17 protein-coding genes are annotated in these 22,564 nt (G+C 72.0%); 10 read left to right on the forward strand and 7 right to left on the reverse strand.

What is annotated here, in order from left to right; all coding sequences use genetic code 11:
* Positions 1 to 26 precede the first annotated feature (26 nt).
* The 4 genes from frr to J2S44_RS25815 all read left to right on the forward strand — a co-directional run bounded on the left by frr (position 27) and on the right by J2S44_RS25815 (position 5,232).
* Positions 27 to 584: a ribosome recycling factor gene (gene frr / locus J2S44_RS25800; RefSeq protein WP_310418994.1), complete on the forward strand. Its 558-nt coding sequence runs from the start codon at positions 27 to 29 to the stop codon at positions 582 to 584.
* Positions 585 to 916: 332 nt separating this feature from the next.
* Positions 917 to 2,014: a phosphatidate cytidylyltransferase gene (locus J2S44_RS25805; RefSeq protein ID WP_310418997.1), complete on the forward strand. Its 1,098-nt coding sequence runs from the start codon at positions 917 to 919 to the stop codon at positions 2,012 to 2,014.
* Positions 2,015 to 2,207: 193 nt separating this feature from the next.
* Complete coding sequence (gene rlmN, locus J2S44_RS25810) at positions 2,208 to 3,386, forward strand: dual-specificity RNA methyltransferase RlmN (RefSeq protein WP_374727907.1); 1,179 nt, start codon at positions 2,208 to 2,210, stop codon at positions 3,384 to 3,386.
* 157 nt (positions 3,387 to 3,543) lie between these two features.
* Positions 3,544 to 5,232: a DivIVA domain-containing protein gene (locus tag J2S44_RS25815; protein WP_310419003.1), complete on the forward strand. Its 1,689-nt coding sequence runs from the start codon at positions 3,544 to 3,546 to the stop codon at positions 5,230 to 5,232.
* A gap of 107 nt (positions 5,233 to 5,339) precedes the next feature.
* On the opposite strand, the gene J2S44_RS25820 is transcribed toward J2S44_RS25815, so the two are convergent.
* Complete coding sequence (locus J2S44_RS25820) at positions 5,340 to 5,561, reverse strand: DUF2631 domain-containing protein (RefSeq protein WP_310419006.1); 222 nt, start codon at positions 5,559 to 5,561, stop codon at positions 5,340 to 5,342.
* A 184-nt stretch (positions 5,562 to 5,745) separates the two neighbouring features.
* On the opposite strand from J2S44_RS25820, the gene J2S44_RS25825 reads away from it, so the two are divergent.
* From J2S44_RS25825 to J2S44_RS25835, 3 genes are all read left to right on the forward strand, one after another.
* On the forward strand, positions 5,746 to 7,302 hold the full coding sequence (locus J2S44_RS25825; RefSeq protein WP_310419009.1) for a Rieske 2Fe-2S domain-containing protein: 1,557 nt from the start codon (positions 5,746 to 5,748) through the stop codon (positions 7,300 to 7,302).
* Between the two features lie 106 nt (positions 7,303 to 7,408).
* Positions 7,409 to 8,290: an aminoglycoside phosphotransferase family protein gene (locus J2S44_RS25830; protein WP_310419012.1), complete on the forward strand. Its 882-nt coding sequence runs from the start codon at positions 7,409 to 7,411 to the stop codon at positions 8,288 to 8,290.
* Between the two features lie 10 nt (positions 8,291 to 8,300).
* Entirely contained in the window at positions 8,301 to 8,753 is a 453-nt protein-coding gene (locus J2S44_RS25835; RefSeq protein ID WP_310419014.1) for a GNAT family N-acetyltransferase, read from the forward strand.
* A gap of 1,013 nt (positions 8,754 to 9,766) precedes the next feature.
* On the opposite strand, the gene J2S44_RS25840 is transcribed toward J2S44_RS25835, so the two are convergent.
* The 3 genes from J2S44_RS25840 to J2S44_RS25850 are packed head-to-tail and all read right to left on the reverse strand — an operon-like array spanning position 9,767 to position 12,935.
* Positions 9,767 to 11,338: a phytoene desaturase family protein gene (locus J2S44_RS25840; RefSeq protein ID WP_310419017.1), complete on the reverse strand. Its 1,572-nt coding sequence runs from the start codon at positions 11,336 to 11,338 to the stop codon at positions 9,767 to 9,769.
* Positions 11,335 to 11,889 (reverse strand): TetR/AcrR family transcriptional regulator, encoded by a 555-nt coding sequence (locus J2S44_RS25845; RefSeq protein WP_310419020.1) that lies wholly within the window; start codon positions 11,887 to 11,889, stop codon positions 11,335 to 11,337. Before J2S44_RS25845 ends, J2S44_RS25840 begins: the two co-directional genes overlap by 4 nt.
* Positions 11,890 to 11,915: 26 nt before the next feature.
* Entirely contained in the window at positions 11,916 to 12,935 is a 1,020-nt protein-coding gene (locus tag J2S44_RS25850; RefSeq protein WP_310419023.1) for a YhjD/YihY/BrkB family envelope integrity protein, read from the reverse strand.
* A 370-nt stretch (positions 12,936 to 13,305) separates the two neighbouring features.
* Between J2S44_RS25850 and dxr the strand changes: the two genes are divergently transcribed.
* From dxr to ispG, 3 genes are read left to right on the forward strand one after another with little or no spacing between them, the layout of a single operon-like run.
* Positions 13,306 to 14,532 carry a 1-deoxy-D-xylulose-5-phosphate reductoisomerase gene (dxr, locus tag J2S44_RS25855; protein ID WP_310419026.1) on the forward strand — a complete coding sequence of 409 codons (1,227 nt, stop codon included), beginning with the start codon at positions 13,306 to 13,308 and terminating at the stop codon, positions 14,530 to 14,532.
* Positions 14,529 to 15,794 carry a M50 family metallopeptidase gene (locus tag J2S44_RS25860; RefSeq protein WP_310419030.1) on the forward strand — a complete coding sequence of 422 codons (1,266 nt, stop codon included), beginning with the start codon at positions 14,529 to 14,531 and terminating at the stop codon, positions 15,792 to 15,794. The genes dxr and J2S44_RS25860 overlap by 4 nt, the downstream gene beginning before the upstream one ends.
* Positions 15,795 to 15,810: 16 nt before the next feature.
* The gene (gene ispG, locus J2S44_RS25865; RefSeq protein ID WP_310419032.1) at positions 15,811 to 16,989 is read left to right on the forward strand and encodes a flavodoxin-dependent (E)-4-hydroxy-3-methylbut-2-enyl-diphosphate synthase; all 1,179 of its coding nucleotides are present in this window, start codon (positions 15,811 to 15,813) and stop codon (positions 16,987 to 16,989) included.
* A gap of 65 nt (positions 16,990 to 17,054) precedes the next feature.
* Here ispG and J2S44_RS25870 read toward each other — a convergent pair whose 3' ends face one another.
* The 3 genes from J2S44_RS25870 to J2S44_RS25880 all read right to left on the reverse strand — a co-directional run bounded on the left by J2S44_RS25870 (position 17,055) and on the right by J2S44_RS25880 (position 22,345).
* Complete coding sequence (locus tag J2S44_RS25870) at positions 17,055 to 17,645, reverse strand: PadR family transcriptional regulator (protein ID WP_310419035.1); 591 nt, start codon at positions 17,643 to 17,645, stop codon at positions 17,055 to 17,057.
* 1,079 nt (positions 17,646 to 18,724) lie between these two features.
* Positions 18,725 to 20,248, reverse strand: coding sequence for a glycoside hydrolase family 53 protein (locus J2S44_RS25875; RefSeq protein WP_310419039.1), 1,524 nt, complete (start codon positions 20,246 to 20,248; stop codon positions 18,725 to 18,727).
* A 111-nt stretch (positions 20,249 to 20,359) separates the two neighbouring features.
* Positions 20,360 to 22,345: a beta-galactosidase gene (locus J2S44_RS25880; RefSeq protein WP_310419042.1), complete on the reverse strand. Its 1,986-nt coding sequence runs from the start codon at positions 22,343 to 22,345 to the stop codon at positions 20,360 to 20,362.
* Between the last annotated feature and the right edge of the window lie 219 nt (positions 22,346 to 22,564).

Consider the following 22,564-nt stretch of genomic DNA (forward strand, 5'->3'; position numbering starts at 1 on the left):
AGCAGGAGTGAGGAGGCGACGGAGCGGTGATCGACGATACGCTCCTCGAGGCCGAGGAAAAGATGGAGCGTGCCGTGGAGCACGCCAAGGACGAGCTGGCTTCCATCCGCACCGGTCGCGCCACACCGGCGATGTTCTCCCGGATCGTCATCGACTACTACGGCACGCCCACGCCGCTTCCGCAGATGGCGTCCGTCGCCATCCCGGAGCCGCGGATGGCGATCATCAAGCCGTACGACGCCTCCCAGCTGAGCGCCATGGAGAAGGCCATCCGCGACTCGGACCTCGGGGTCAACCCGTCGAATGAGGGCTCGATGCTGCGCATCCTGCTGCCGCAGATGACCGAGGAGCGCCGCCGCGAGATGGTCAAGGTCGCCCGCGGCAAGGCCGAGGAGGGCAAGGTGGCGGTGCGTAACGTGCGCCGCCGCGCCAAGGAGGAGCTGGACCGGATCGTCAAGGACGGCGAGGCCGGCGAGGATGACGGTCGCCGCGCCGAGAAGGAGCTGGACGACCTCACCCACCGGTACGTGGCCCAGGTCGACGAGCTGGTCAAGCACAAGGAAGCCGAGCTCCTCGAGGTCTGATGCCGCACCTCGACCCCTACGACGACGCGCGCGAGGCACGGCAGCGGGCGCGGCACGGTGGTGCCGCGCCCGACCCGTACCGGCCGGAGCAGCAGCCGGACCGCGATCCTCGCGGTGACCGGCCGGCCGGCCGGGAGCCGATCGCACCCGTCTACGCGCCGCCGGGATCGGAGACGGGAGCCACCACGGAATTCGTGATGGACCGCCCGTCCGGCCCGCCCCCGGCCGTGATCCCCGGCCGCCCGGGCGCTCCCACGCGCCCGGGCCCCGACGTGCGTCCGGGTACCGATACGCGTCCGGGTGCCGACGTGCGTCCGGGATCCGGTGGTCCGATGCGTCCGGGACCCGGTGCGCCGGTACGCCCGGGCACCGACGGCCCGGTGCGCCCAGGCCTCGACGGCCCGGTGCGGAAGGGCCCCGACACACCCGGCGGGTCGCCGCGCGGCACCCGCCCCGCCGGCCCGGGGGAGACGGATTCCGAGGACCTGCCGGAGCCGCCGCGCCGCCGGGTCAAGGGTCGCCGCAGGGCCACCTGGACCGGTGCGCCCGCGGCCGGCAACGCGATCCGCCAGGCCGCCTACGCGTCCGGCGACGACGAGTCCGCGAAGGCCCGCAGCCTGCCCTCGGCCGGCCGCAACCTGCCGGCCGCGATCGGCGTCAGCCTCGGCCTCGGCGCCGTGGTCGCCGGTTCCCTGTTCTTCTGGCGCGAGGGCTTCCTGCTGCTGATAGCGGCCATGATCGTGGTCGGCGTCTGGGAGATGACCCGCGCGCTCGCGGTCGGCGGTGCCCGCGCGCCGCAGATCCCGCTGACCATCGGCGGTGTGCTGATGGCCGGCCTGGCCTGGTTCGCCGGCCCGGACGCGCTCGCGCTCGGACTGCTGGTCACGGTGCTGGCCAGCATGCTGTGGCGGCTCGGTGACGGCCGTGCCGGGTTCCTGCGGGACGCGGCCGCGGCCACGCTGATCGCGGTCTACGTGCCGTTCCTCGGTGGGTTCGCGGCACTGCTCGCCTACCCGGACGACGGCGTGGCCCGCGTGGTGGTCACGGTCGTCGCGGTTGTGCTCACCGACACCGGTGGTTACGTCGCCGGGGTCTTCCTCGGTAAGCACTACATGGCGCCGTCGATCAGTCCGAAGAAGTCCTGGGAGGGCTTCGCCGGCTCCGCGCTCGCGTCCGCTCTGGGCAGCGCGTTGCTGGTCTACCTGCTGCTCGGCGTGGCCCCCTGGTGGGGCGCGCTGTTCGGAATCGGCGTAACGATCTCCGCGGTGCTCGGTGATCTGGCAGAGTCGATGATCAAGAGGGATCTCGGCATCAAGGACATGAGCAATCTGCTCCCGGGCCACGGCGGCCTGATGGACCGCCTGGACTCGATCCTGTTCGCGCTGCCGACGGCGTTCCTGCTGCTCTCCGTGCTCGCGCCCGGCTCCTGAGCGCGCCGCGAGGGCCGGCCGGCTCTCGCGGCGAGGGGGTTGGGGTGAGCGATGACGCAGCTTTGGCACCCTGTGCGGCATTGCGACCGGCCGTACCGTGGGAGACTGGACAGGTCGCGGCCGTGTTCCCACCCTGGTGAGAATCCCGCCGCGAGAAATGACCCGACGTAGTGAGGCAGCTGCAGACACCGTGATGGGCCCGACTCTCCCTCTCATCCCCGTCGTTCCCAGCACCCCGGAGACGCCCGACGACGCCGTGCCCGCGCAGGCCGGCCCCCGTCGCCGTCGTCCGGCGATGCCGCCGCGCCACCTGGCCGACCTCGACCCCGAGGCGCGCCGCGCGGCCGTCAAGGAGCTGGGCCTGCCCGAGTTCCGGGCCAAGCAGCTCTCCACCCACTACTTCGGGCGCCTGGTGCGTGACGTCGCGGAGATGACCGACCTCCCGGCCGCCGCCCGGGAGAAGATCGGCGCCGACCTGCTGCCACACCTGCTCACCCCGGTGCGCGAGCTGTCCTGCGACGACGGCGCCACCCGCAAGGCGCTCTGGCGGCTGCACGACAACGCGCTCGTGGAGAGCGTGCTGATGGGTTACCCGGACCGGGTCACCGCGTGCGTGTCCAGCCAGGCCGGTTGCGGCATGGCCTGCCCGTTCTGCGCGACCGGCCAGGCCGGGCTGACCCGGAACCTCTCCACCGCCGAGATCGTGGACCAGGTCGTCTACCTGGCCGGTGTCGCGGCGAGCGGCGCGGTCGCCGGCTCGCCGCCGCGACTGTCCCGCGTCGTGTTCATGGGCATGGGCGAGCCGCTGGCCAACTATCCGCGGGTGATCGCCGCGGTCCGGCGCCTGACCAGTCCCGCGCCGGACGGTTTGGGGCTTTCCCAGCGGCATATCACGGTTTCCACCGTGGGCCTGGTCCCGGCCATGCGCAAACTGGCCGATGAGGACCTTTCGGTGACCCTTGCGCTGTCCCTGCACGCGCCCGATGATGATCTGCGCGATGAACTCGTTCCGGTCAACCAGCGGTGGAAGGTGGCCGAGGTGTTGGATGCCGCGTGGGAGTACGCGGCGCGCACGGGGCGGCGCGTGTCGATCGAATACGCGATGATTCGGGACGTGAACGATCAGCCGTGGCGTGCCGACCTGCTCGGCCGTCTGCTGGCCGGGAAGCTGGCGCACGTCAACCTCATCCCGCTCAACCCCACGCCGGGCAGCCGGTGGGACGCGAGTCCCAAGCCGGTGGAGCGTGAGTTCGTCCGCCGCCTGCGCGCGGCCGGCGTCTCCACCACGGTCCGCGACACGCGGGGCCAGGAGATCGACGGTGCCTGCGGGCAATTGGCGGCGAGCTCGGTCGACGGCGCGGAGGCACGATGAACCCTCCGTCTCGCGGGTATGTACGTCTTGGCGTCGCACGGATGGACGCTCTTCACGGCCGCCGGGCTCGGGGCCGTGATGAACGAGGTTCACTGACGGCCGCGTGTGCGAAGGCGCCCGCCGGCGCCGAGCGAGCGAACCAGGACCAGGAGACACAGTGACGAGTCAGGGTCAGCGCTTTCGGAGGCGTGCGCTTCGCCGCGGTTACAAGGTGGAGGAGGTCGACTCCTTCCTCGACCGCGTGGAGGCCACGCTGGCCGGCGAGCAGAGCGGCCCTCCGGTCACCGCGCAGGAGGTGCACGACGTCGTCTTCCGCGTGCGCTTCGGCGGCTACGACGAGTGGCAGGTCGACCTGCACCTGGACCGGGTGGAGCGGCAGCTCGCCGAGCTCGACGAGCGCGGCGGCGCCCGTGGGCCCGAGCGCGTCCCGGCCGGCGCGGACCGGATGGGCCCGCCGGACCGGATGAGCGGTGGCCCCGGCGCGCACAGCGGCCCCGGCGGCTTCGGCCCGGGCCCCGGTGGTTTCGACGGCCCCGGTGGTTTCGACGGTCCGGGCGGCTACGACGGTCCCGGTGGCTTCGACGGCCCGGGCGGTTTCGACCAGGGCTTCGACGACCCCCGCACCGGCGGCTTCGACGCCCCCGGCCGCCCCGACGGCCCCGGCTTCGGCCCGCCGGACCGGATGGGCCCGCCCGACCGGATGGGCCCGCCCGACCGGATGGGCCCGCCGGACCGCATGGGCCCGCCGGACCGCATGGGCCCGCCCGATCGGATGGGCCCGCCGGACCGGATGGGTCCGCCACCCGGCCGCGTCCCGGCCGGCCCCGGCCGTTTCGACGACGGCCCCTCGTTCGGCGGCTTCGAGGAGCCGCGCACCGGCGGTTTCGGCGGCCCGCCGCAGCGCGACCCGCGTGACCGGGGCGGCTTCGACGAGCCGCGCACCGGTGGCTTCGGCGGCCCGCCCCCGCGCGACCCCCGGGAGCCCCGCGACCCGCGCGAACCCCGCGACCCGCGGGACCCCCGTGACCGCGGCGGTTTCGGCGAGGACCCGCGCACCGGCGGGTTCGACCTGCCGCCGCGCGACGACCCGCGTACCGGCGGCTTCGATCTTCCGCCGCGTGGCGGACCGCAGGGACCGGGCGGTCCCCAGGGCCCCGGCGGCATGGGTCCCGGCGCCCCGCAGGGCCCCGGCCCCCGTGGACCGCAGGGTCCCGGCATGGGCCCCGGTGGCATGGGCCCCGGCGGTTACGACCAGAACCCGTACGACGACCCCCGTGACCGTGGCGGTTTCGACGCCCCCAGCGGTGGCTTCCCCGGCTTCGAGCCCGGCCGGCACGGCAAGATGGACATGACCGCGGAGATCCGCCTGCCCGAGCTGGAGCGGCGCCCGCGCAACCAGCCGCAGTCCGGCCCGCCCGCGATGGGTGGTGGCCCCGGTGGCCCGCCGCCCGGCCGTGGTGGCCCGCCGCCCGGCGCGTTCGGCGGCCCGCCCATCCCGCCGCCCGGTGGCGGTTACGACGACGGTTACGGCGACGGCCCGGGTGGCTTCGGCGGCCCGCCGGTGGGTGGCCCCGGCGGTCCCGTCGGCGGCCCCGGCGGTGACCTGCAGCGCGTGGACCACCTGCGCCGCACGTTCCAGCCGCGGCGGTTCGGCAGCGGGTACGACCCGGACCAGGTGGACCGGCTGTTCGAGGGCATCCTCACGGCCATGTCCGGCCGCGGTCCGATGCCGGTGAACGAGAACGACCTGGACACGCTGCAGTTCGGCCTGGTGCCCGGCGGTTACTTCGAGGCCGAGGTGGACGCCGCGCTCAAGGAGGTCAAGGACATCCTGCTGGGCCACTGAGCCCGCCGGGCCACCGAGACCCGGCGGCACATATAGAGGCGGCACATATAGATCAGCCCGCCTCCCGGCGTACCGGGGGAGCGGGCTCGATCTTTGGTTTCGGAACCTTATTCGCGCAGGCCGGCGCGGCGCAGCACGACGTCGCCGATGAGCACCACCGCGATGCCGGCCGCGATCACGACCAGGAAGATGTTCTCGATGTTGCCCTCGTGGTTCCCCAGCGTGCAGGCCAGCAGGGACAGAATGGTCAGCACCCCGAGGATGCGTCCCGCCCTGCGGTTGCCGGGCTTGAGCTGATCGGGTGCGACCACCGGCTCGCTATCCGCCACTGTGGGTCCTTCCTCGCGCTGTGCGTTCACATCCGCGATTAGTCTGACATGCGGCGGATGCCGGGACGCAGCAAGCCTCCTGTGACGCATCCACCCTCTTCGCCGACGCACCGGAGACGCGCCGCGCGGGTCCGGTAACGTCTGGCCCGAACCACCGACCGTCGTAGCTTAAGGGAGCAGTGCCGTGCGAGTGACGGGAACCGGTCATGCGAGCATGCGGATCGACACCGCGGCCGGAAGCATCCTCACCGACCCCTGGGTGAACCCGGCCTTCTTCGCGTCGTGGTTCCCCTTCCCGGACAACTCGCAGCTGGACTGGGAGTCGCTCGGCAAGGTCGACTACCTCTACGTCTCGCACCTGCACCGGGACCACTTCGACGCGGAGAACCTCAAGCGGTTCGTGTCGAAGAAGGCGGCCGTGCTGCTGCCGGAGTACCCGACCAGCGAGCTCGAGGACGAGCTGCGCGAGCTGGGTTTCCGCAGCTTCATCAAGACGAAGAACGAGGAGGTCGTCGAGCTCGACGGCGGCCTCAAGATCATGATCCAGGCGCTGATCTCGCCGACCGACGGCCCGATCGGTGACTCCTCGCTCTGGGTGGAGTACGACGGCGTCCGCCTGCTCAACCAGAACGACGCCCGCCCGAGCGACCTGTCCCGCTTCGCCGAGCTCGGCCACGTGCACGCGCACATGCTCCAGTTCTCCGGCGCGATCTGGTACCCGATGGTCTACGAGCTGCCCGAGGCCGCGAAGCGCGCGTTCGGCAAGCAGAAGCGCGAGCGGCAGTTCGACCGCACCTGGCGCTACATCGACGACCTGAAGGCCGACCACGTCTTCCCGATCGCCGGCCCGCCGTGCTTCCTGGACGACTCGCTCTACCAGTTCAACGACATCTTCGGCGACGAGGGCGCGATCTTCCCGGACCAGAGCGTGTTCCTGACGGAGTACGCCAAGGTCGGCGGCACCAACGGCGTCGTGCTGCTGCCCGGCTCCGAGTCGGTCCTCAACGCCGAGGGCGGCATCGAGACGACGCACCCGGTGCCGGTCGACGAGTTCTTCGCCAACAAGGCCGCCCACCTGGAGGAGATGCGGGAGCGCAAGCGCCCGATCATCGAGGCCGAGAAGGCGTCCTGGCGGCACCCGGAGATCGACGTGCTCGCGGAGATGAAGCGGCGCATCGAGCCGCTGCTCGAAGAGTCGATCTACATGGCCAAGGGCGTCGGCGGCCCGGTCCGCTTCGACCTGGTCGGCTACGACGGCGAGTCGGTCGAGTCGATCGTGGTCGACTTCCCCGGCAAGCAGGTCCGGCCGTACGCGGACGAGAAGGTCCGGTACCGCTTCAAGACCGAGCGCGCGCTGATCGAGCACCTGCTCTTCACCGGCGAGGTCGACTGGGTCAACTCGCTCTTCCTCTCCTGCCGCTTCTCCGCCGCCCGCATCGGGCAGTACAACGAGTTCGTCTACGCGTTCTTCAAGTGCCTCTCCACCGAGCGCCTGCAGTACGCCGAGGGCTGGTACGACGAGCACGAGCGCGCGGTCGAGGCGGAGAGCATCGAGCTGGGCGACTGGGAGGTGCAGCGCCGCTGCCCGCACCTCAAGGCCGACCTGAGCCGCTTCGGCATCGTCGACGGCGACCAGCTCACCTGCCAGCTGCACGGCTGGCGCTTCGACCTGCCGTCCGGCCGCTGCCTCACCTCGGTCGGCCACAAGATCCGCGCCGACCGCAAGGCCCCGGCCTCCTGACCCACGCGCGGCCCGGTGCCGGGCACGTCGCCCGGCACCCGGTCCACGTCCACGTCCGCCCGCAAATCGCTTGCCGGGCGCCGCGAACGACGCGATCATCGCGACCGTGGCACTGCACGAGGACGAGATCCCGGTCGACGAGCCGATCGTGCGGACCCTGCTGGAGCGGGAACGCCCGGACTGGGCGGACCGCCCGCTGGAACGGGCCGGCGCCGGCACCGACAACACCATGTTCCGGCTCGGCGACGACCTGCTCGTCCGGGTGCCCCGCAACGCGTACAACGCCGGCATGCTGGCCAAGGAACGCGCCTGGCTGCCCCGGCTCGCGCCGCTGCTGCCGCTCACCGTCCCGGAACCGGTGCACCACGGCGCGCCGTCGGACGTGTTCCCGCTGCCCTGGGCGGTCTACCGCTGGATCGACGGCGCCGAGGCCGGCCCGGACACCGTCGACGACTGGGCCGCCTTCGGCCGCGACCTGGCCGGCTTCGTGCGCACGCTGCACGGCCTCGACCTCGCGGACGGCACGCTGAGCGGATACCGCGGCGGTCTGCTGCGCGACGCCGGCGACTGGGTCGACCGCAGCTTCGCGGCTTGCGCCGGCCTGATCCCCGGCATCGGCACGCTGGAACGGATGTGGCGGGACGCCATGCTGCTGCCCGACCCCACCGGCCCGCGCGTGCTGCTGCACGCCGACCTCAAACCCACGAACCTGCTGGCCCGCGACGGCGCGCTGCACGCCGTGATCGACTTCGCCGGCCTGATCACCGGCCATCCGGACGCCGAACACGCCACCACGTGGGACCTGCCGGCCGAGGCGCGCGACGCGTACCGGGCCTCGCTCGACATCGACGACGCCACCTGGCAGCGGGCCCGCGCCTGGGCGATCGTGGTCGGCGTCAGCGGCGTCGCCTACTACCGGGACACGTTCCCCGCGTTCGTCGCCGAATGCCACGCCCGCCTGTCGAACATCCTCGCCACCGCCCCATAGGCTGCAGACCATGCTCCGTGAGGCGACCGCCGCCGACCTCCACGCGATCACCCGGCTGTACCACCAGCTCAACCCGGACGACCCGGTCCTGGCCGACGGCTCGGACCACGCGGTCTACCGGCGGATCCTCGACACCCCGGGCCTGCACCTGCTCGTCTGGGAGCACGCCGGCGCGGTGGCCGCCACCACCTACCTGAACATCATCCCCAACCTCAGCCGGTCCGCCTCGCCGTACGCGGTGATCGAGAACGTGGTCGTCGAGGAGAGCCTTCGCGGCCGCGGGATCGGCAAACGCCTGATGGCCGGCACACTGGCGGCCGCCTGGGACGCCGGCTGCTACAAGGCGATGCTCGCCACCGGCTCCCGCGACCCGGCCACGCACGGTTTCTACCGCAGCTGCGGATTCTCCACCGACGACAAGACTTCGTTCGTCGCCCGGCCGCCGGGGGATTTACGAACATAAGAGCTATTTTCCCGCTTCCGGCGTGGGCACCTTCCGAGTGCTCCCGCGGGCACCGGTCGGCCGCGGGCGGCCTCCCTGCGGGTTGAGTGGGTGGCCGGGAGAGCCGGGGCGTGCTGGCGGCTCATGTCGCGCCGGGCGGGTCGGGTGGCGGGGGAGGCCGGCGAAAGTCGCGGGTGGACCTGCGGTGCTCGGTCGGCCGCGCGGCTCGCGGATGCCGTCCGGTTGGCGGATGCCGTCCGGTTGGTGGATGCCACGCGGTTAGCGGATGCCGCGCGGTTGGTGGATGTCGCGCGGCTGGTGGGATGGCGCCCGGTTGGCGGAAGCTGTGCGGTCGGCGAGACCGTAGCGCGTGCTCAGACTGGCGTTTGTCGGTGGCGGAACCCGGACCGGCACCGAACCCGGTCACGCAGGGCGTCTCCGGCGGGCCTCGGGCTCCGGGGAGGGGGCGGGGGTTCCGGCGGGCTTGGCGTTCGTTGGCCCGGCTGTTTTTTCGTGGGTGGGGTGGGTTTCGTCTGGTGTGCCTGGCTGCCCCGTCTGCCGTCTTCCAGGTCGAGCCGAGCAGATCATCGGCAGGGCCGCCAGCTTTGGTCGCGTCGGTGGGGGTTGCGTGGTGGAAGACCTGCCGGTTGCCGCTGTCCGGCGCCGGTTGGCGTGGTGGTGGCGGCCCTGCCGATGATCTGCACCCCAAGGGGTGGTCGACGGCAGACGGGGCAGGCAGGCGGCGGCGGTCTGCGCGGTGCGCATGAAGATCAAACGATGCTGCCCGTTATGCGGGAATGATCTTTTGCAGGCTGGGATCGAAGCTGGTCCCTCCGGCTCGCATTGCTGTTCGCGGGGCGTGAGACCGCAACGAGAGCCTGAAAAACAGAGCGAAACGGAAATGTCGCGATATTGCGAATCGTGTCGGCAACCTGGCAACCCGGCAGCCCGGCACCCGGCCGCGTGCAAGCCCGGCGCCCGGCCGCGCGGAAGTCGGGAAAGTGTTGCCGTGCCGCTCGGAAAGGAAGGATTGCTTACCGAGAGTTGCGGACCGCGAGGTCGGCCAGGATGGTGTTGGCGGCGTTGTGGCCGGCGGCGCCGATGACGCTGCCGGCGGGGAACGTGCCCGCGCTGCCCGCGTAGAGGCCGTCCAGGCCGGTGGCGTACGGCATGCGGTCGGTGAACGACACCGTGTTGTCGACATGGTGGATGTGGCCGCCGGTGATCCCGAAGTGTGCCTCGATGCCCGGGGGTGTCAGCGGCACCGCATCCGCCACCAGTTTCCGCGTGCCGGGCGCGTAGGACTCGCAGATGTCCAGCAGCCGGTCCACGTAGGACGGCAGCGCCGCGTCCCAGCCCCCGTTCGGCGCGTACGGCACCGACTGCACGAACAGCGCCGACGAGTGGTGACCGGCCGGGTCCTGCAGGGACGGGTCGACGGTGGTGTGCAGGTACCACTCGATGGTCGGCTCGGCCGGCAGTTCGCCCGCGACCACGGACGCCCACATCTCGCGCAGCGCCCGCATCGGCGCGCCACCGGCCGACGATCCCGGCAGCAGGTGGATCGTGGCGCCGAACGGGCTCGGCGAACCCGCCGGCAGGCAGGAGAACTGCGGCAAGCCGGACAGCGCGAGGTTCACCTTCAGCGTGGTGCCCGGCCGCCGTACCGCCTCCATCCGCGCGACCAGCGACGACGGCAGCGCGCCGGAGGGCACCAGCGACATCAGCCGGTACGGGTCGCAGGCGCCCAGCACGACCGGCGCGTGCAGTTCCCGGCCGTCCGCCAGTGTCACGCCGGACACCGCGCCACCGTCGACGGAGATCGCGCTCACGGCCGTACCCGCGAAGATCTTTGCTCCGGCGGCCCTGGCCGCGGACGCGAACGTGGCGGAGACCGTGCCCATCCCGCCCTCGGTGATCATCCAGGTGCCGTCCGCGCCGGGCAGCCGGCACATGTTGTGCACCAGGAAGTTGTGGCCGGTGCCGGCGTCGTCCGGGCCCGCGTTCAGGCCGGACAGGCCGTCGGTCACCGCGTACATCGAGGTCAGCAGCTCGGACGCGAAGCCGAACCGGGCCAGGTAGTCCGCCACCGAACCGCGCACCAGGTCGACGAAGGCGGGCCGCAGCGAAGGCCGGACGTAACGGTCGGCGGTCTCCTCGACCGGCAGCGGCGGGGCCAGCCAGGCCGGGGCCAGATCGTCGCGCAGTGCCGACAGTTCCGCCTGCATCGCGTCGTCCGCCGCCACGTCCGCCGCCGAGAAGAACGACGTCATCTGGGCGCGGGTCGACGCCCGGTCGCGGCCGAACAGCAGGTACGGCCCGTCCGGCGTGGGCAGGAAGTAGTGCGGGTCGCGGCGCAGCACCGGCAGGTCCACGTCCAGCGTGCGCAGCAGCTCCGGTGGCATCAGGCCGAGCAGGTACGACCCGGTCGAATGCCGCAGGCCGGGCACCCGCGGGAACGGCGTCTCGGTGCGCGCGGCGCCGCCGATCACGTCCGACGCCTCCAGCACCACCACATCCAGGCCCGCGCGGGCCAGCAGGATCGCGGAGACCAGGCCGTTGTGCCCGGCGCCCACGATGATCACATCGGCCCGCGAGGTCGTCATGGCCGCGAGCCTAACGCCTCCGCGAGCAGATCGAGTTCCCGTGCGAACAGCGGCTCCACGTCCCACCGCACGTGACCGAAGACCTCCAGCGCGACCAGCCCGAACACCCGGCTCCAGGCGAGCACGAGCAGGTCCGTCGGCCCGGACAGCTCGTCCAGGAACAGCGCCGCGAACCCCGAACTGTCGCACTCCTCGCGCACGCCGCCGAACATCAGCGCGAACTCCCGCGGATGCGCCAGACTCCAGCGCCGGAACTCGTGCGCCATCCCGGTCAGCCGCACCGTCGGCGGCTCACCCGCCAACGTGTCCCGCACCGCCCGCACGGCCGCGGTCAGCTCCGCGAACAGGTCCGCCGCCAGCGCGCCGACCAGCGCGTCCAGCCCGGGAAAGTACCGGTACAGCGCGGGCGCGGTCAGTCCCACCGCACGCCCGATCGCGCGCAGCGAGATCGCCGTGGGCCCACCGGTCACCAGCAGCCGCCGGGCGACCGCCTTGATCTCCGCGACGGTCGCGGTCCGCACCTGCTCCCGCCGGGTCGGCGCGGTGCTCATCCCCACATCCTAGAACCAGATCAAGATCATTCAACGGTACGGAGAACGGGCGCCCGCTCCGCTCCGAGCCCGACCGGCGCGGCGGTCCGGGCTCGTCCGTGACCGGCCCCGTCCACGTCACCGGCCCCGGTCGTCACATCCGGCGCCGAGCCCGGCACCACTCGCGCGTCCGGCGCCGCCGCCGTCTCCACCGGTTGCGTCGATGTCGGCTGCGTCGTGGTGGCCGGTTCCGTCGCGGTGACCGGTTCCGGTGTGGTGGCCGGTTCCGGCGTGGTGTGCCGGGAACCGCTGCGGCTGGCCGCGAAACCGGCCAGCACGATCACGTGGAACAGGTACAGCCACAGCCCCACCGCGACCACGCCGCCCACCATGTCCAGCCCGCCGAACGGCAGCCCGAGATCCAGCGGCAACGCGCAGAACAGGATGAACCCGTGCAGGAACCCGGACAGGTTCGCCGCCGTGAACGACCCGACCAGCACGGTGCGCACCCATCCGGGCGACCGTCCCGGCGCCAGGCCGTGGTACACCCAGATCAGCACCGGCGTCAGCGCCACCCAGACCGCCGCGAACGACACCACGATCCCGCCGAACCGCGCCCACCCGCCCTGCTCGAAGAGTTGCGCCGCGAACGGCACGCACGCCAGCGTCGCCGCCAGCAGCCCCGGCGACGCCACCACGATCGGCAGCAGCAGCACCCGCCCGCGCCACCCGGCCAGCGACTCCCGCGGCCCGGCCACGGACACGAACGCCCGCCGCAGCCCCTCGCCGTAGAACGTGGCCGGCAACAGCGCGGCCAGCGCCAGCCCCGGCGTCAGCCCCAGCCCCGCGTCCAGCAACCCGGCCGCGGCCCGGTCCGCCCCGATCCGATCGGGCAGCGCCTCGATCGCCGGCATCGCCAGCGCCCGCATCCCGTCCGGCCCCGCCAGCAGGCTCGCCGCCCAGATCGCCAGCAACGCCACCGGCACCACCGCGATGCCGCCGTAGAACGTGATCGCCGCCGCATGCAGCGCCAGATCCCGCCCTTTCAGCGGCCGAAAGATCCCCATGGACCTATCTGTTCCCCGCTTCCGTCCCTCGCACGCGCGGACCGCGACGCGACCCGGTCACGAACCGGCGTCTCGGCCGGAAGCCGCCGCGAGGACGTCATCGATCGTCCCAAGGGAGACGCGGCCGCAGGTCTGCCCTTCTTCCTCCGCGTCGACGTCCGCAACCGGGTTCCGGCGGTCACGCTGTTCGCGTGGGGGGACGGCGATACCAGTCGCCTGGGGGACGGCGATACCAGCCGCTCGTCGCGGCCGCGGCCGATGTTCGCCGTGACGGAGACGTTCGCCGTCGAGTTCGACCCGGCCGAGCCGCCGGCGGGGTAGGCGGCGGGCGGTCGGCGGGCTGCCGGGGAGCGTGGGGGATGATGGGGGCGTGAGTTCGCCTCGGCACATCGTTCTGCTCGGCTCGACCGGGTCCATCGGCACGCAGGCCATCGACATCGTGGAGCGCAATCCCGAGCGCTTCCGGGTGGTGGCGATCGGCGCGGGCGGCGGCAACGTCGAGTTGCTGGCCCGTCAGGCGCTGCAACTCGGCGTCGAGGTGGTCGGTGTGGCGAAGGCCACGGCCGCGCAGGACCTGACGCTCGCCTTCTACACGGAGGCCTCCCGTCGCGGCTGGACCAGCGGCGACTTCAAGATCCCGAAGATCGTGGCCGGGCCGGGCGCGATGGCCGAGCTGGCCGCGCTGCCCTGCGACATCGTGCTGAACGGCGTGGTCGGCTCGCTCGGCCTGGCGCCCACGCTGGCCGCGCTGAGGCACGGCCGCACGCTCGCGCTGGCGAACAAGGAGTCGCTGGTCGCCGGCGGCTCGCTGGTCCGCGCCGCGATCCAGCGCCCGGACCAGATCGTCGCCGTCGACTCCGAGCACTCCGCGCTGGCCCAGTGCCTGCGCGGCGGCACGGCGGACGAGGTGCACAAGCTGATCCTGACCGCGAGCGGTGGCCCGTTCCGCGGCAAGAAGCGGGACGACCTGAGGAACGTCACACCGGAGCAGGCGCTGGCGCACCCGACGTGGGACATGGGCCCGGTCATCACCATGAACTCGGCCACACTCGTCAACAAGGGCCTCGAGGTGATCGAGGCACACGAGCTGTACGGCATTCCGTACGACCGGATCGAGGTCGTCGTGCACCCGCAGTCGATGATCCACTCGATGGTCGAGTTCGTGGACGGCTCGACGCTCACCCAGGCCAGCCCGCCGGACATGCGGCTGCCGATCGCGCTGGCCCTGGGCTGGCCGGAGCGGGTGCCGGGCGCGGCGAAGCCGGTCGACTGGAGCACCGCGAGCGCGTGGACGTTCGAGCCGCTGGACGACGAGGCCTTCCCGTCGGTGGAGCTGGCGAAGCAGTCCGGCCGCGAGGGCCGGTGCCGCCCGGCCGTCTACAACGCGGCGAACGAGGAGTGCGTGGCCGCGTTCGCCAAGGGCGATCTGCCGTTTTTGGGCATCGTGGACACCGTTCGTGACGTTCTCGCGGAGGCCCCCGATTTCGGGGAACCGGGTACCGTCGACGACGTACTTTCCGCTGAGTCGTGGGCGCGCACGCGTGCCCGAGAGATCATCGCCGGTAGCCCGGCGTCCCGTACCGGGGGAGCTGCATGAGCTGGATGTTCTGGGTCGGCGTGCTGGTCTTCGCGATCGGCCTGATCATTTCGCTGGCCCTGCACGAGGCCGGGCACATGTGGTCCGCGCAGGCCTTCAAGATGAAGGTCACCCGGTTCTTCATCGGCTTCGGCCCGACGCTGTTCTCGTTCCGCCGCGGTGAGATCGAGTACGGCGTGAAGGCCATCCCGGCCGGCGCGTTCGTGAAGATCGTCGGCATGGTGCCGCAGGACGACGACGTGGCACCGGAGGACGAGCCGCGCGCCATGTGGCGCCAGGCGCTCTGGAAGCGGACGATCGTGATGAGCGCCGGCTCCGCGATGCACTTCGCGCTCGGCACCGTGCTGCTCTGGGGCACGTTCGCGTTCATCCCGTTCAGCGACCCGGCGCGCGCCGACGAGGTGCGTCCCGAGGTGGCCGCGATCAACGAGTGCACCACTCCGAAGATCGTGGTGGTGGACGGCCGGCGCGTCGACTGCGACCCGGCGACCGGCACGCCGAGCGCGGCGAAGCAGGCCGGCCTGCAGGCCGGTGACGTGATCACCTCGGTGAACGGCACGGCGGTGACCGGCTGGGGCCAGATGAGCGGCCTGATCCGCGCGGCCGGCGGCAAGTCGACCACCCTCACCTGGGAGCGCGACGGCGCCACGCAGTCCGCCACGGTCGTCATCCCGCTGGCCGAGCGGGTCAAGCCGGACGCGGGCGTCGAGACCGTCGAGGAGATCACGCCGGCGGACATCGAGACGGTCGGCGTGCTCGGCATCAGCCCGGTGATCCCGAAGACGGTGGCCGGCCCCTCGGCCGCGTTCGGGCTGACCTACCACGGCGTGATCGACATGGTGCGGAACACGTTCGAGTCGCTGAAGCGCATCCCGGAGAAGATCCCGCTTCTCTGGGCCGCGATCCTCGGCGAGGAGCGCGACCCGGAGACGCCGATCAGCGTGCTCGGCGCGACCCGGCTCGGCGGCGAACTGGTCGAGCGCCAGGAGTACGCGATCGCGCTCAATCTGCTGGTCGTGCTGAACTTCTTCATCGGCATCTTCAACCTGCTGCCGCTGCTCCCGCTGGACGGCGGGCACATCGCGATCGCCTGGTTCGAGCGCATCCGCTCCTGGTTCTACGCGCGCCTCGGCAAGCCCGACCCGGGCCGGGTGGACTACTTCAAGTTGATGCCGGTGACCTACGTCGTCATTCTCATCTTCGGGGCGTTCACGCTGCTCACGCTGACCGCCGATATCGTCAACCCGATCACTCTGAACTGAGTCGAAGGACAGCATTGTGACCGCCATCAGTCTCGGAATGCCCGCCGTTCCCCCACCGCCGCTCGCCCCCCGCCGAGCCAGCCGTCAGATCATGGTCGGACCCGTCGCGGTCGGCGGTGGTGCGCCGGTGAGCGTGCAGTCGATGACCACCACGCTGACCGCCGACATCAACTCCACACTGCAGCAGATCGCGGAGCTCACCGCGGCCGGCTGCCAGATCGTCCGGGTCGCCGTCCCGTCCCAGGACGACGTGCTCGCGCTGCCCGCGATCGCGAAGAAGTCCCAGCTCCCGGTGATCGCCGACATCCACTTCCAGCCGAAGTACGTGTTCGCCGCGATCGACGCCGGCTGCGCCGCGGTCCGGGTCAACCCGGGCAACATCCGGCAGTTCGACGACAAGGTCAAGGAGATCGCCAAGGCGGCCGGCGACGCGAAGGTCCCGATCCGGATCGGCGTGAACGCGGGCTCGCTGGACAAGCGCCTCCTGGAGAAGCACGGCAAGGCCACCGCGGAGGCGCTGGTCGAGTCCGCGCTCTGGGAGTGCTCGCTGTTCGAGGAGCACGGCTTCCGGGACATCAAGATCTCGGTCAAGCACAACGACCCGGTCGTCATGATCCGGGCGTACCGGCAGCTCGCCGAGCAGTGCGACTACCCGCTGCACCTCGGCGTGACCGAGGCCGGCCCGGCGTTCCAGGGCACGATCAAGTCGGCCGTCGCGTTCGGTGCGCTGCTGGCCGAGGGCATCGGCGACACGATCCGCGTCTCGCTCTCCGCGCCGCCGGTCGAGGAGATCAAGGTCGGCAACCAGATCCTGGAGTCGCTCGGCCTGCGCGAGCGCGGCCTGGAGATCGTCTCCTGCCCGTCCTGCGGTCGCGCCCAGGTCGACGTCTACACGCTCGCCGAGCAGGTCACGGCCGCGCTCGACGGCTTCCCGGCACCGCTGCGCGTGGCCGTCATGGGCTGCGTGGTGAACGGTCCCGGCGAGGCCCGCGAGGCCGACCTGGGTGTCGCGTCCGGCAACGGCAAGGGCCAGATCTTCGTCAAGGGCCAGGTCATCAAGACCGTGCCGGAGTCGCAGATCGTCGAGACGCTGGTCGAGGAGGCGCTGCGCCTCGCCGACGAGATGGGCACGGACCTCCCGGAGGAACTCCGCGACCTGCTGCCCGCCACGAAGCCGATCGTGACGGTCCACTAGTAATCTTCAGGGGCGACGCCCCGGGCCTGCTTCCACCAGGCCCGGGGCGTCGTCGTCGTGGTGGCTCACTCGGATTCGGCGAGGATCGCGTACAGCTTGCGCTTGGTCTCGTTGAGGATCTCCAGCGCGGCCTGCCGCTGCTCCGGCGTGCCGCTGACGCCGACCTCCTTGAGCGCGCTCATGATCCCGAACGCGGCCTGCCGGAAGTCCTGCGCCTGTGACACGTGCTCGTCACCGAACTCCGCCCACGGCGGTGTCTCCGCCGCGCTCACCGCCGCCTCCCGGCCGGTCTCGGTCAGCGTGAACCGCTTCCGCCCACCGTCGGTCTCCGCGACGATCAGGCCCTCGTCCTCCAGCAGCTGCAGCGTCGGATAGACCGACCCCGGACTCGGCCGCCAGATGCCACCGGTCCGCTGCTCCAGCTCCTGAATGATCTCGTAACCGTGCATCGGCCGCTCGACCAGCAGCGCCAGCACCGCCGCGCGCACGTTCCGCCCGCGCCCGCCGCGCCCACGCCCACGATGCCCGCCGGGCCCGTGGTGCGGCCCGCCGTGCCCCCACGGCCCGAAGCCTGGCCCACCGGGCCCGAACGGCGGGAACCCGAACCCGCGCCGACGCCCCTCGTCCTCGAAGAATTCCCTGGCAAAGCCCTTCATGGCTGCTCTCCGTCCCGCCGATCACACTGTCGGCGTGTTGTCGTTGATAGTTCGACGATATATCGGAAGACTATCGGCGCCAACCCCGAAATGAACCCTGAAGATCAACTTCTCGTTCTTCCCGCTCCCGGCGGCGCGGGTTCCGCATGCTCCCGCGGGCCAACCGCGCCGGCGGGCTCAACTCCGCCAGGGCTCCGTTCGCCCACCGCGACGGAGCCGGTCCCGGCGCCGAGCCCACCGCTGCCTCGACCACACCGGCCCCGCGCCCGGCGGGAGCCGGGCGAAGGCTCCCGCCCGGCGACGGAGGCGGCGAACCGGTGCCGGCCCGACGCCGCGAACCGGCCGGCGGCGTGAACTGGCTGGCGGCGTGAACCGGACGGCGGTGTGAACCGGCCGATGCCGTGAACCGGCTGGCGGTGTGAACCGGCTGGTGCCGTGAACCGGCCGATGCCGTAAACCGGCTGGCGGCGTGAACTGGCTGGCGGCGTGAACCGGGCGGCGGTGTGAACCGGCTGGTGCCGTGAACCGGCTGGTGCCGTGAACCGGCTGGTGCCGTGAACCGGCTGGTGCCGTGAACCGGCTGGTGCCGTGAACCGGCTGGTGCCGTGAACCGGCTGGTGCCGTGAACCGGCTGGTGCCGTGAACCGGCTGGTGCCGTAAACCGGCTGGCGGCGTGAACCGGCCGATGCCGCGAACCGGCTGGCGGCGTGAACCGGCCGACGCCGCGAACCGGTCGGTGGCGAGGAGCCGTTGTGCGGTTGCCGCTCTCGGCTGATCATGCCGCGGGCGAGCCGAGGTTCCCCTCGCACCGAACCGCCCGGTGCGAAGGGAACGGCGCCGCCGGCGGGCTCTACACGATCTTCGCGGAGCGGGGCGACGTTCTCGACGGCCGGCCGTTCCACGGCGGCGACGACGCCGTGGAGATCGCCGCCCGCGAGATGCGCGGGACCGCGTCCGAGTGGCCGGAGACGCACCCTGCCCGAGCTGCCGCGGTGTCCTTCGTGGCACGCCGGCGGGCCCGCTCGGCGGTGCCCGCGCGGCGTGACGTGCCGGCTCGGCGCCGGCACGTCACGTCCGCCTCAGAAGCGGGTGAAGACCCGCAAGGCGGGCAGCGCCCGGCCGGAGTAGTCGAAGAGTGCCTGGTTCTCCCACCCGTCCCCGGAGGTGGGGTCCGCCGGGTCCCAGCCGGCGCCGGGCACGGCCGTCCAGGTCGGCTCCCAGTAGACGACGCCGAGCGCGTCCGGCACGCCCGCGACCACGGTCAGGATGTCGCGCAGCGCGTCCGCCTGTCCGCGCGGCGTCGCGGGGTAGCCGCCGGCCGCGGCCAGCGAGGCGTTGAAGATGTTCGTCTCGTGGTCGCCCTCCTCGAGCGTGAATCCGTAGGCGGTCTCCGCGACCATGACCGGCTTGCCGTACCGCGTCGAGAGGTCCATCAGGTTCGCCTGCAGTTCGCCGAGCGTGCCGTGCCAGTAGACGTAGTGCGAGACCGCGATGACGTCGAACGGGACGCCGCGGGAGACGGCCTGGTCGAACCACCAGCGGTGCGCGCCGTTGTCGCCGCCCTCGGCGAGGTGCAGCACGACCCGGGTGGACGGTGACGCGGCCTTGACCGCGTTGCTGCCGGCGGTGAGCAGCGCGGCGAGTCCGTCCCAGTTGTCCCAGCGCCCGTCCGGCCACAGCATGCCGCCGTTGATCTCGTTGCCGACCTGGGCCATCGCGGCCGGTGTGCCCTGTGCCCGCAGCGCGGCGAGCACGTCGAAGGTGTGCGCGTAGAGCGCGTCGACGAGCGCGGGGAACGGCAGGGACGCCCAGGCCGCGGGCTTGTTCTGCTTGCCGGGGTCGGCCCACGCGTCCGAGTAGTGGAAGTCGATCAGCAGTTGCTGGCCGGCCGCGTGTGCCCGCCGCGCCTTCACCAGCGTGTCCGCGAGGTCGTTGTAGCCGTCGACCGGGTCGACCCAGACCTTGAGCCGGATGTAGTTGACGTCGTTCGCGGCGAGCAGCCGGAACGGGTCCCGGCGCGGGCCGGAGAAGTCCCGGTAGACGGCGCCGTGGTCCTCGTTCTTGGTGATGTGCGAGACGTCGGCGCCGCGCACCGCCGGGCCGGGGGCCGAGCCGGGCCCGAACGAGACGGCGTCGAAGTGGGTCCACTGCCCGGCCGCGGCGGTGGAGTGCAGCACGATCGTGCAGCGCCCGCCGGTGACGGTCACGGTGACGGCCAGCCGCACCCACAGGTCGCCGGTGCGCGGGATCGCGGCCCGTCGTTCGCCGGAGCCGCAGTGCCGCAGCGACACGTACGCGTCCGGCTGGTTGCCGTCGGACCGGACCCGCAGGCTGAGCGTGTGCGGGCCGCGCGCGAGCCCGGTGACGGATTGGGTGGTCTCCACCCGGTGGGCGGTCGACGCGTGATGCATGAGCCGGGTGTCGCCGTCGAAGCCGCCGGCCTCGGTGAACGACGCGTCCCGGTGGCCGCTCTCCGACCAGCCGGACAGGCCGGTCTCGAAGCCGCCGTTGGTGACGCCGGCCGGGGAGGCGAGCGCGGGCGTGGCGGCGCCGAGGATCAGGCCGAGCGAGAGGATCGAGACGAGGACAGGTCTGCGAAGCATCCGGAGCTCCTAAGAATTCTGTGAGCGCTCACAGCGCTGTTGACAGAGAAGATCTGAAATCTGCCGACGGTACGCTGTGAGCGCTCACGGAACCATTCACGCCGGTCGCTGTCAAGCGTGGGTCCGCAGCACCCGGACCGCACCGGCCGGCACCACGACGCCGTCCGGGCAGGACTCGCCGGTCAGCAGCTCCGCCCCGGAGCCCGGCACCGTCACGTCCGCGGCGGTGTGGTTGAGCGCGATCACGAACTCGCCGCGCCGCACCACCTCGACGCCCATCGGCAGGTCGTCGTGCGCGGGCAGGCCGAGCGAGCCCACGAACGCGTCCAGCGACTCGCCGGTCAGCCGGGTGGAGACGTAGACCGCCCGCCCGGCGCCGTACGAGTGCGTGGTGACCGCCGGCTCCCCGGCCGCCGGGCCGTCCAGGTAGGACGCGAGCACCGTGGCGCCGTCGAGCAGCAGCCGCTCCGCCCACACGTCGCCGGTGGCGCCGGAGTCCAGCGACACGGTCTCGCCCGAGTGCAGCGGCAGGAACTCCTCCACCCGCAGGCCGAGCACGTCGCGCAGCGCGCCGGGGTGCGGGCCGGGGTGCACCGCGTCGTTCTCGTCCACGATCCCGGAGAAGTACGACACGACCAGCGTGCCGCCACCGGCCACGTACGCGCGCAGGTTCTCGGCCGCCGCCGTGGTCAGCAGGTAGCCGGTCGGCAGGAACACCACCGGGTACGCCGCGAGCGGCGCGTCCGGCCGGGCGAAGTCCACGGTCACGTGCCGCCGCCACAGCGCCTCGTAGAACGCCTCCTGGCGCTCCCGGAACGACAGCTCGGCCGACGGCCGCCACTGCAGTTCGAGCGCCCACCAGGACTCCCAGTCCCAGACGATCGCGGCGTCCGCGGTCACCGGCGTGCCGCGCACCGGGTTCAGTGCCGACAGGTGGCCGCCGAGCGACACCACGTCCCGCCAGATCCGGGTGTCGGTCCCGCCGTGCGGCAGCATCGCGGAGTGGAACTTCTCCGCGCCGGACCGGGAGGCCCGCCACTGGAAGAACATGATTCCGTCCGCGCCGCGGGCCAGGTGCGCGAGGCTGTTGCGGACCAGCTCGCCCGGCTTCTTGGCGATGTTGCGGGGCTGCCAGTTGACCGAGCCGGTGGAGTGCTCCATCAGCAGCCACGGCGCGCCGCCGGCGACCGACCGGGTGAGGTCCGCGCACATGGCCAGCTCGATGTGGTTGTCCGGCCGCTCGGCCTGCAGGTAGTGGTCGTTGGAGACCAGGTCGACCTCGGCCGCCCAGCTCCAGTAGTCGATGTTCTTGCAGTTCGCCAGCATGAAGTTCGTGGTCACCGGGACGCCCGGTGACAGCGTGTGCAGGAGGTCCCGCTCGCGCCGGAAGTTCGCCAGGTGCGCGTCCGAGGAGAACCGGAAGTAGTCCAGTTCCTGGGCCGGGTTGACCGCGGTCGGCGCCTCGACCGGGGGCTCGATCTCGTCCCAGTCGGCGTAGCGCTGGCTCCAGAACGTCGTACCCCAGGCGGCGTTCAGTGCCTCCAGCGTGCCGTACCTCGCGGTGAGCCAGGCCCGGAACGCGACGCCGGAACCGGGGCAGTAGCAGATGCCGTTCGCGCCGCCGTACTCGTTGTGCGCGTGCCACAGCACCACGGCCGGGTGTGAGCCGTAGCGGCGGCCCAGCTCCGTGGTGATCGCCGCGGCCGCGGCCGCGTAGGCGGGTGAGCTGGGGCAGAACGTCTGCCGCGCGCTGCCGCCCAGTGCCTGGCCGGTGCGGGTGACCGGTCGGGCGGACGGATGCGCGCGGAGGAACCACGGTGGCGGCGCCGCGGTCGGCGTGGCCAGGTCCACCGCGATCCCGTTGGCGTGCAGCAGGTCCAGCAGCCGGTCCAGCCAGTCGAAGGTGTGGACGCCCGGCCTCGGCTCGAGCATCGCCCAGCTGAAGATGCCGACGCTGACCAGGTTGACGCCGGCCTCGCGCATCAGCGCCACGTCCTCGGCCCACACCTCCTCGGGCCACTGCTCCGGGTTGTAGTCCCCGCCGTAGGCGATCCGGTCCAACCCGGGGATGAGCGGCGCGACCCGCGGTACCGCCAACTGAGACACCTGGACCATGTGCGGCTCCGAACTGTGAACGCTCCCAACGGACTCGACGCATGATTACACAGCTTTGAACTGCAAATACAGGTATTGACAGCTTGCTGGCTGAGCGCCAGGCTGTGAGCGCTCACAGTTGTTTCCGCCTAGTCACGTGCCGGTAACCACCGGCACCGCCGCGCCGCCACGCCACGGGCACCCGTGAGGTCGGCCGGCCGA

This window comes from Catenuloplanes niger, assembly GCF_031458255.1.
Classification (GTDB): Bacteria; Actinomycetota; Actinomycetes; order Mycobacteriales; family Micromonosporaceae; genus Catenuloplanes; species Catenuloplanes niger.

What these genes read in the sequence shown, in the direction of transcription:
- J2S44_RS25805 (WP_310418997.1), top strand. Translation starts at nt 917, where the DNA reads ATGCGTCCGGGACCCGGTGCGCCGGTACGCCCGGGCACCGACGGCCCG.
- rlmN (WP_374727907.1), top strand. Translation starts at nt 2,208, where the DNA reads ATGGGCCCGACTCTCCCTCTCATCCCCGTCGTTCCCAGCACCCCGGAG.
- J2S44_RS25835 (WP_310419014.1), top strand. Translation starts at nt 8,301, where the DNA reads ATGCTCCGTGAGGCGACCGCCGCCGACCTCCACGCGATCACCCGGCTG.
- J2S44_RS25840 (WP_310419017.1), bottom strand. Translation starts at nt 11,338, where the DNA reads ATGACGACCTCGCGGGCCGATGTGATCATCGTGGGCGCCGGGCACAAC.
- J2S44_RS25845 (WP_310419020.1), bottom strand. Translation starts at nt 11,889, where the DNA reads ATGAGCACCGCGCCGACCCGGCGGGAGCAGGTGCGGACCGCGACCGTC.
- J2S44_RS25850 (WP_310419023.1), bottom strand. Translation starts at nt 12,935, where the DNA reads ATGGGGATCTTTCGGCCGCTGAAAGGGCGGGATCTGGCGCTGCATGCG.
- J2S44_RS25860 (WP_310419030.1), top strand. Translation starts at nt 14,529, where the DNA reads ATGAGCTGGATGTTCTGGGTCGGCGTGCTGGTCTTCGCGATCGGCCTG.
- J2S44_RS25870 (WP_310419035.1), bottom strand. Translation starts at nt 17,645, where the DNA reads ATGAAGGGCTTTGCCAGGGAATTCTTCGAGGACGAGGGGCGTCGGCGC.
- J2S44_RS25875 (WP_310419039.1), bottom strand. Translation starts at nt 20,248, where the DNA reads ATGCTTCGCAGACCTGTCCTCGTCTCGATCCTCTCGCTCGGCCTGATC.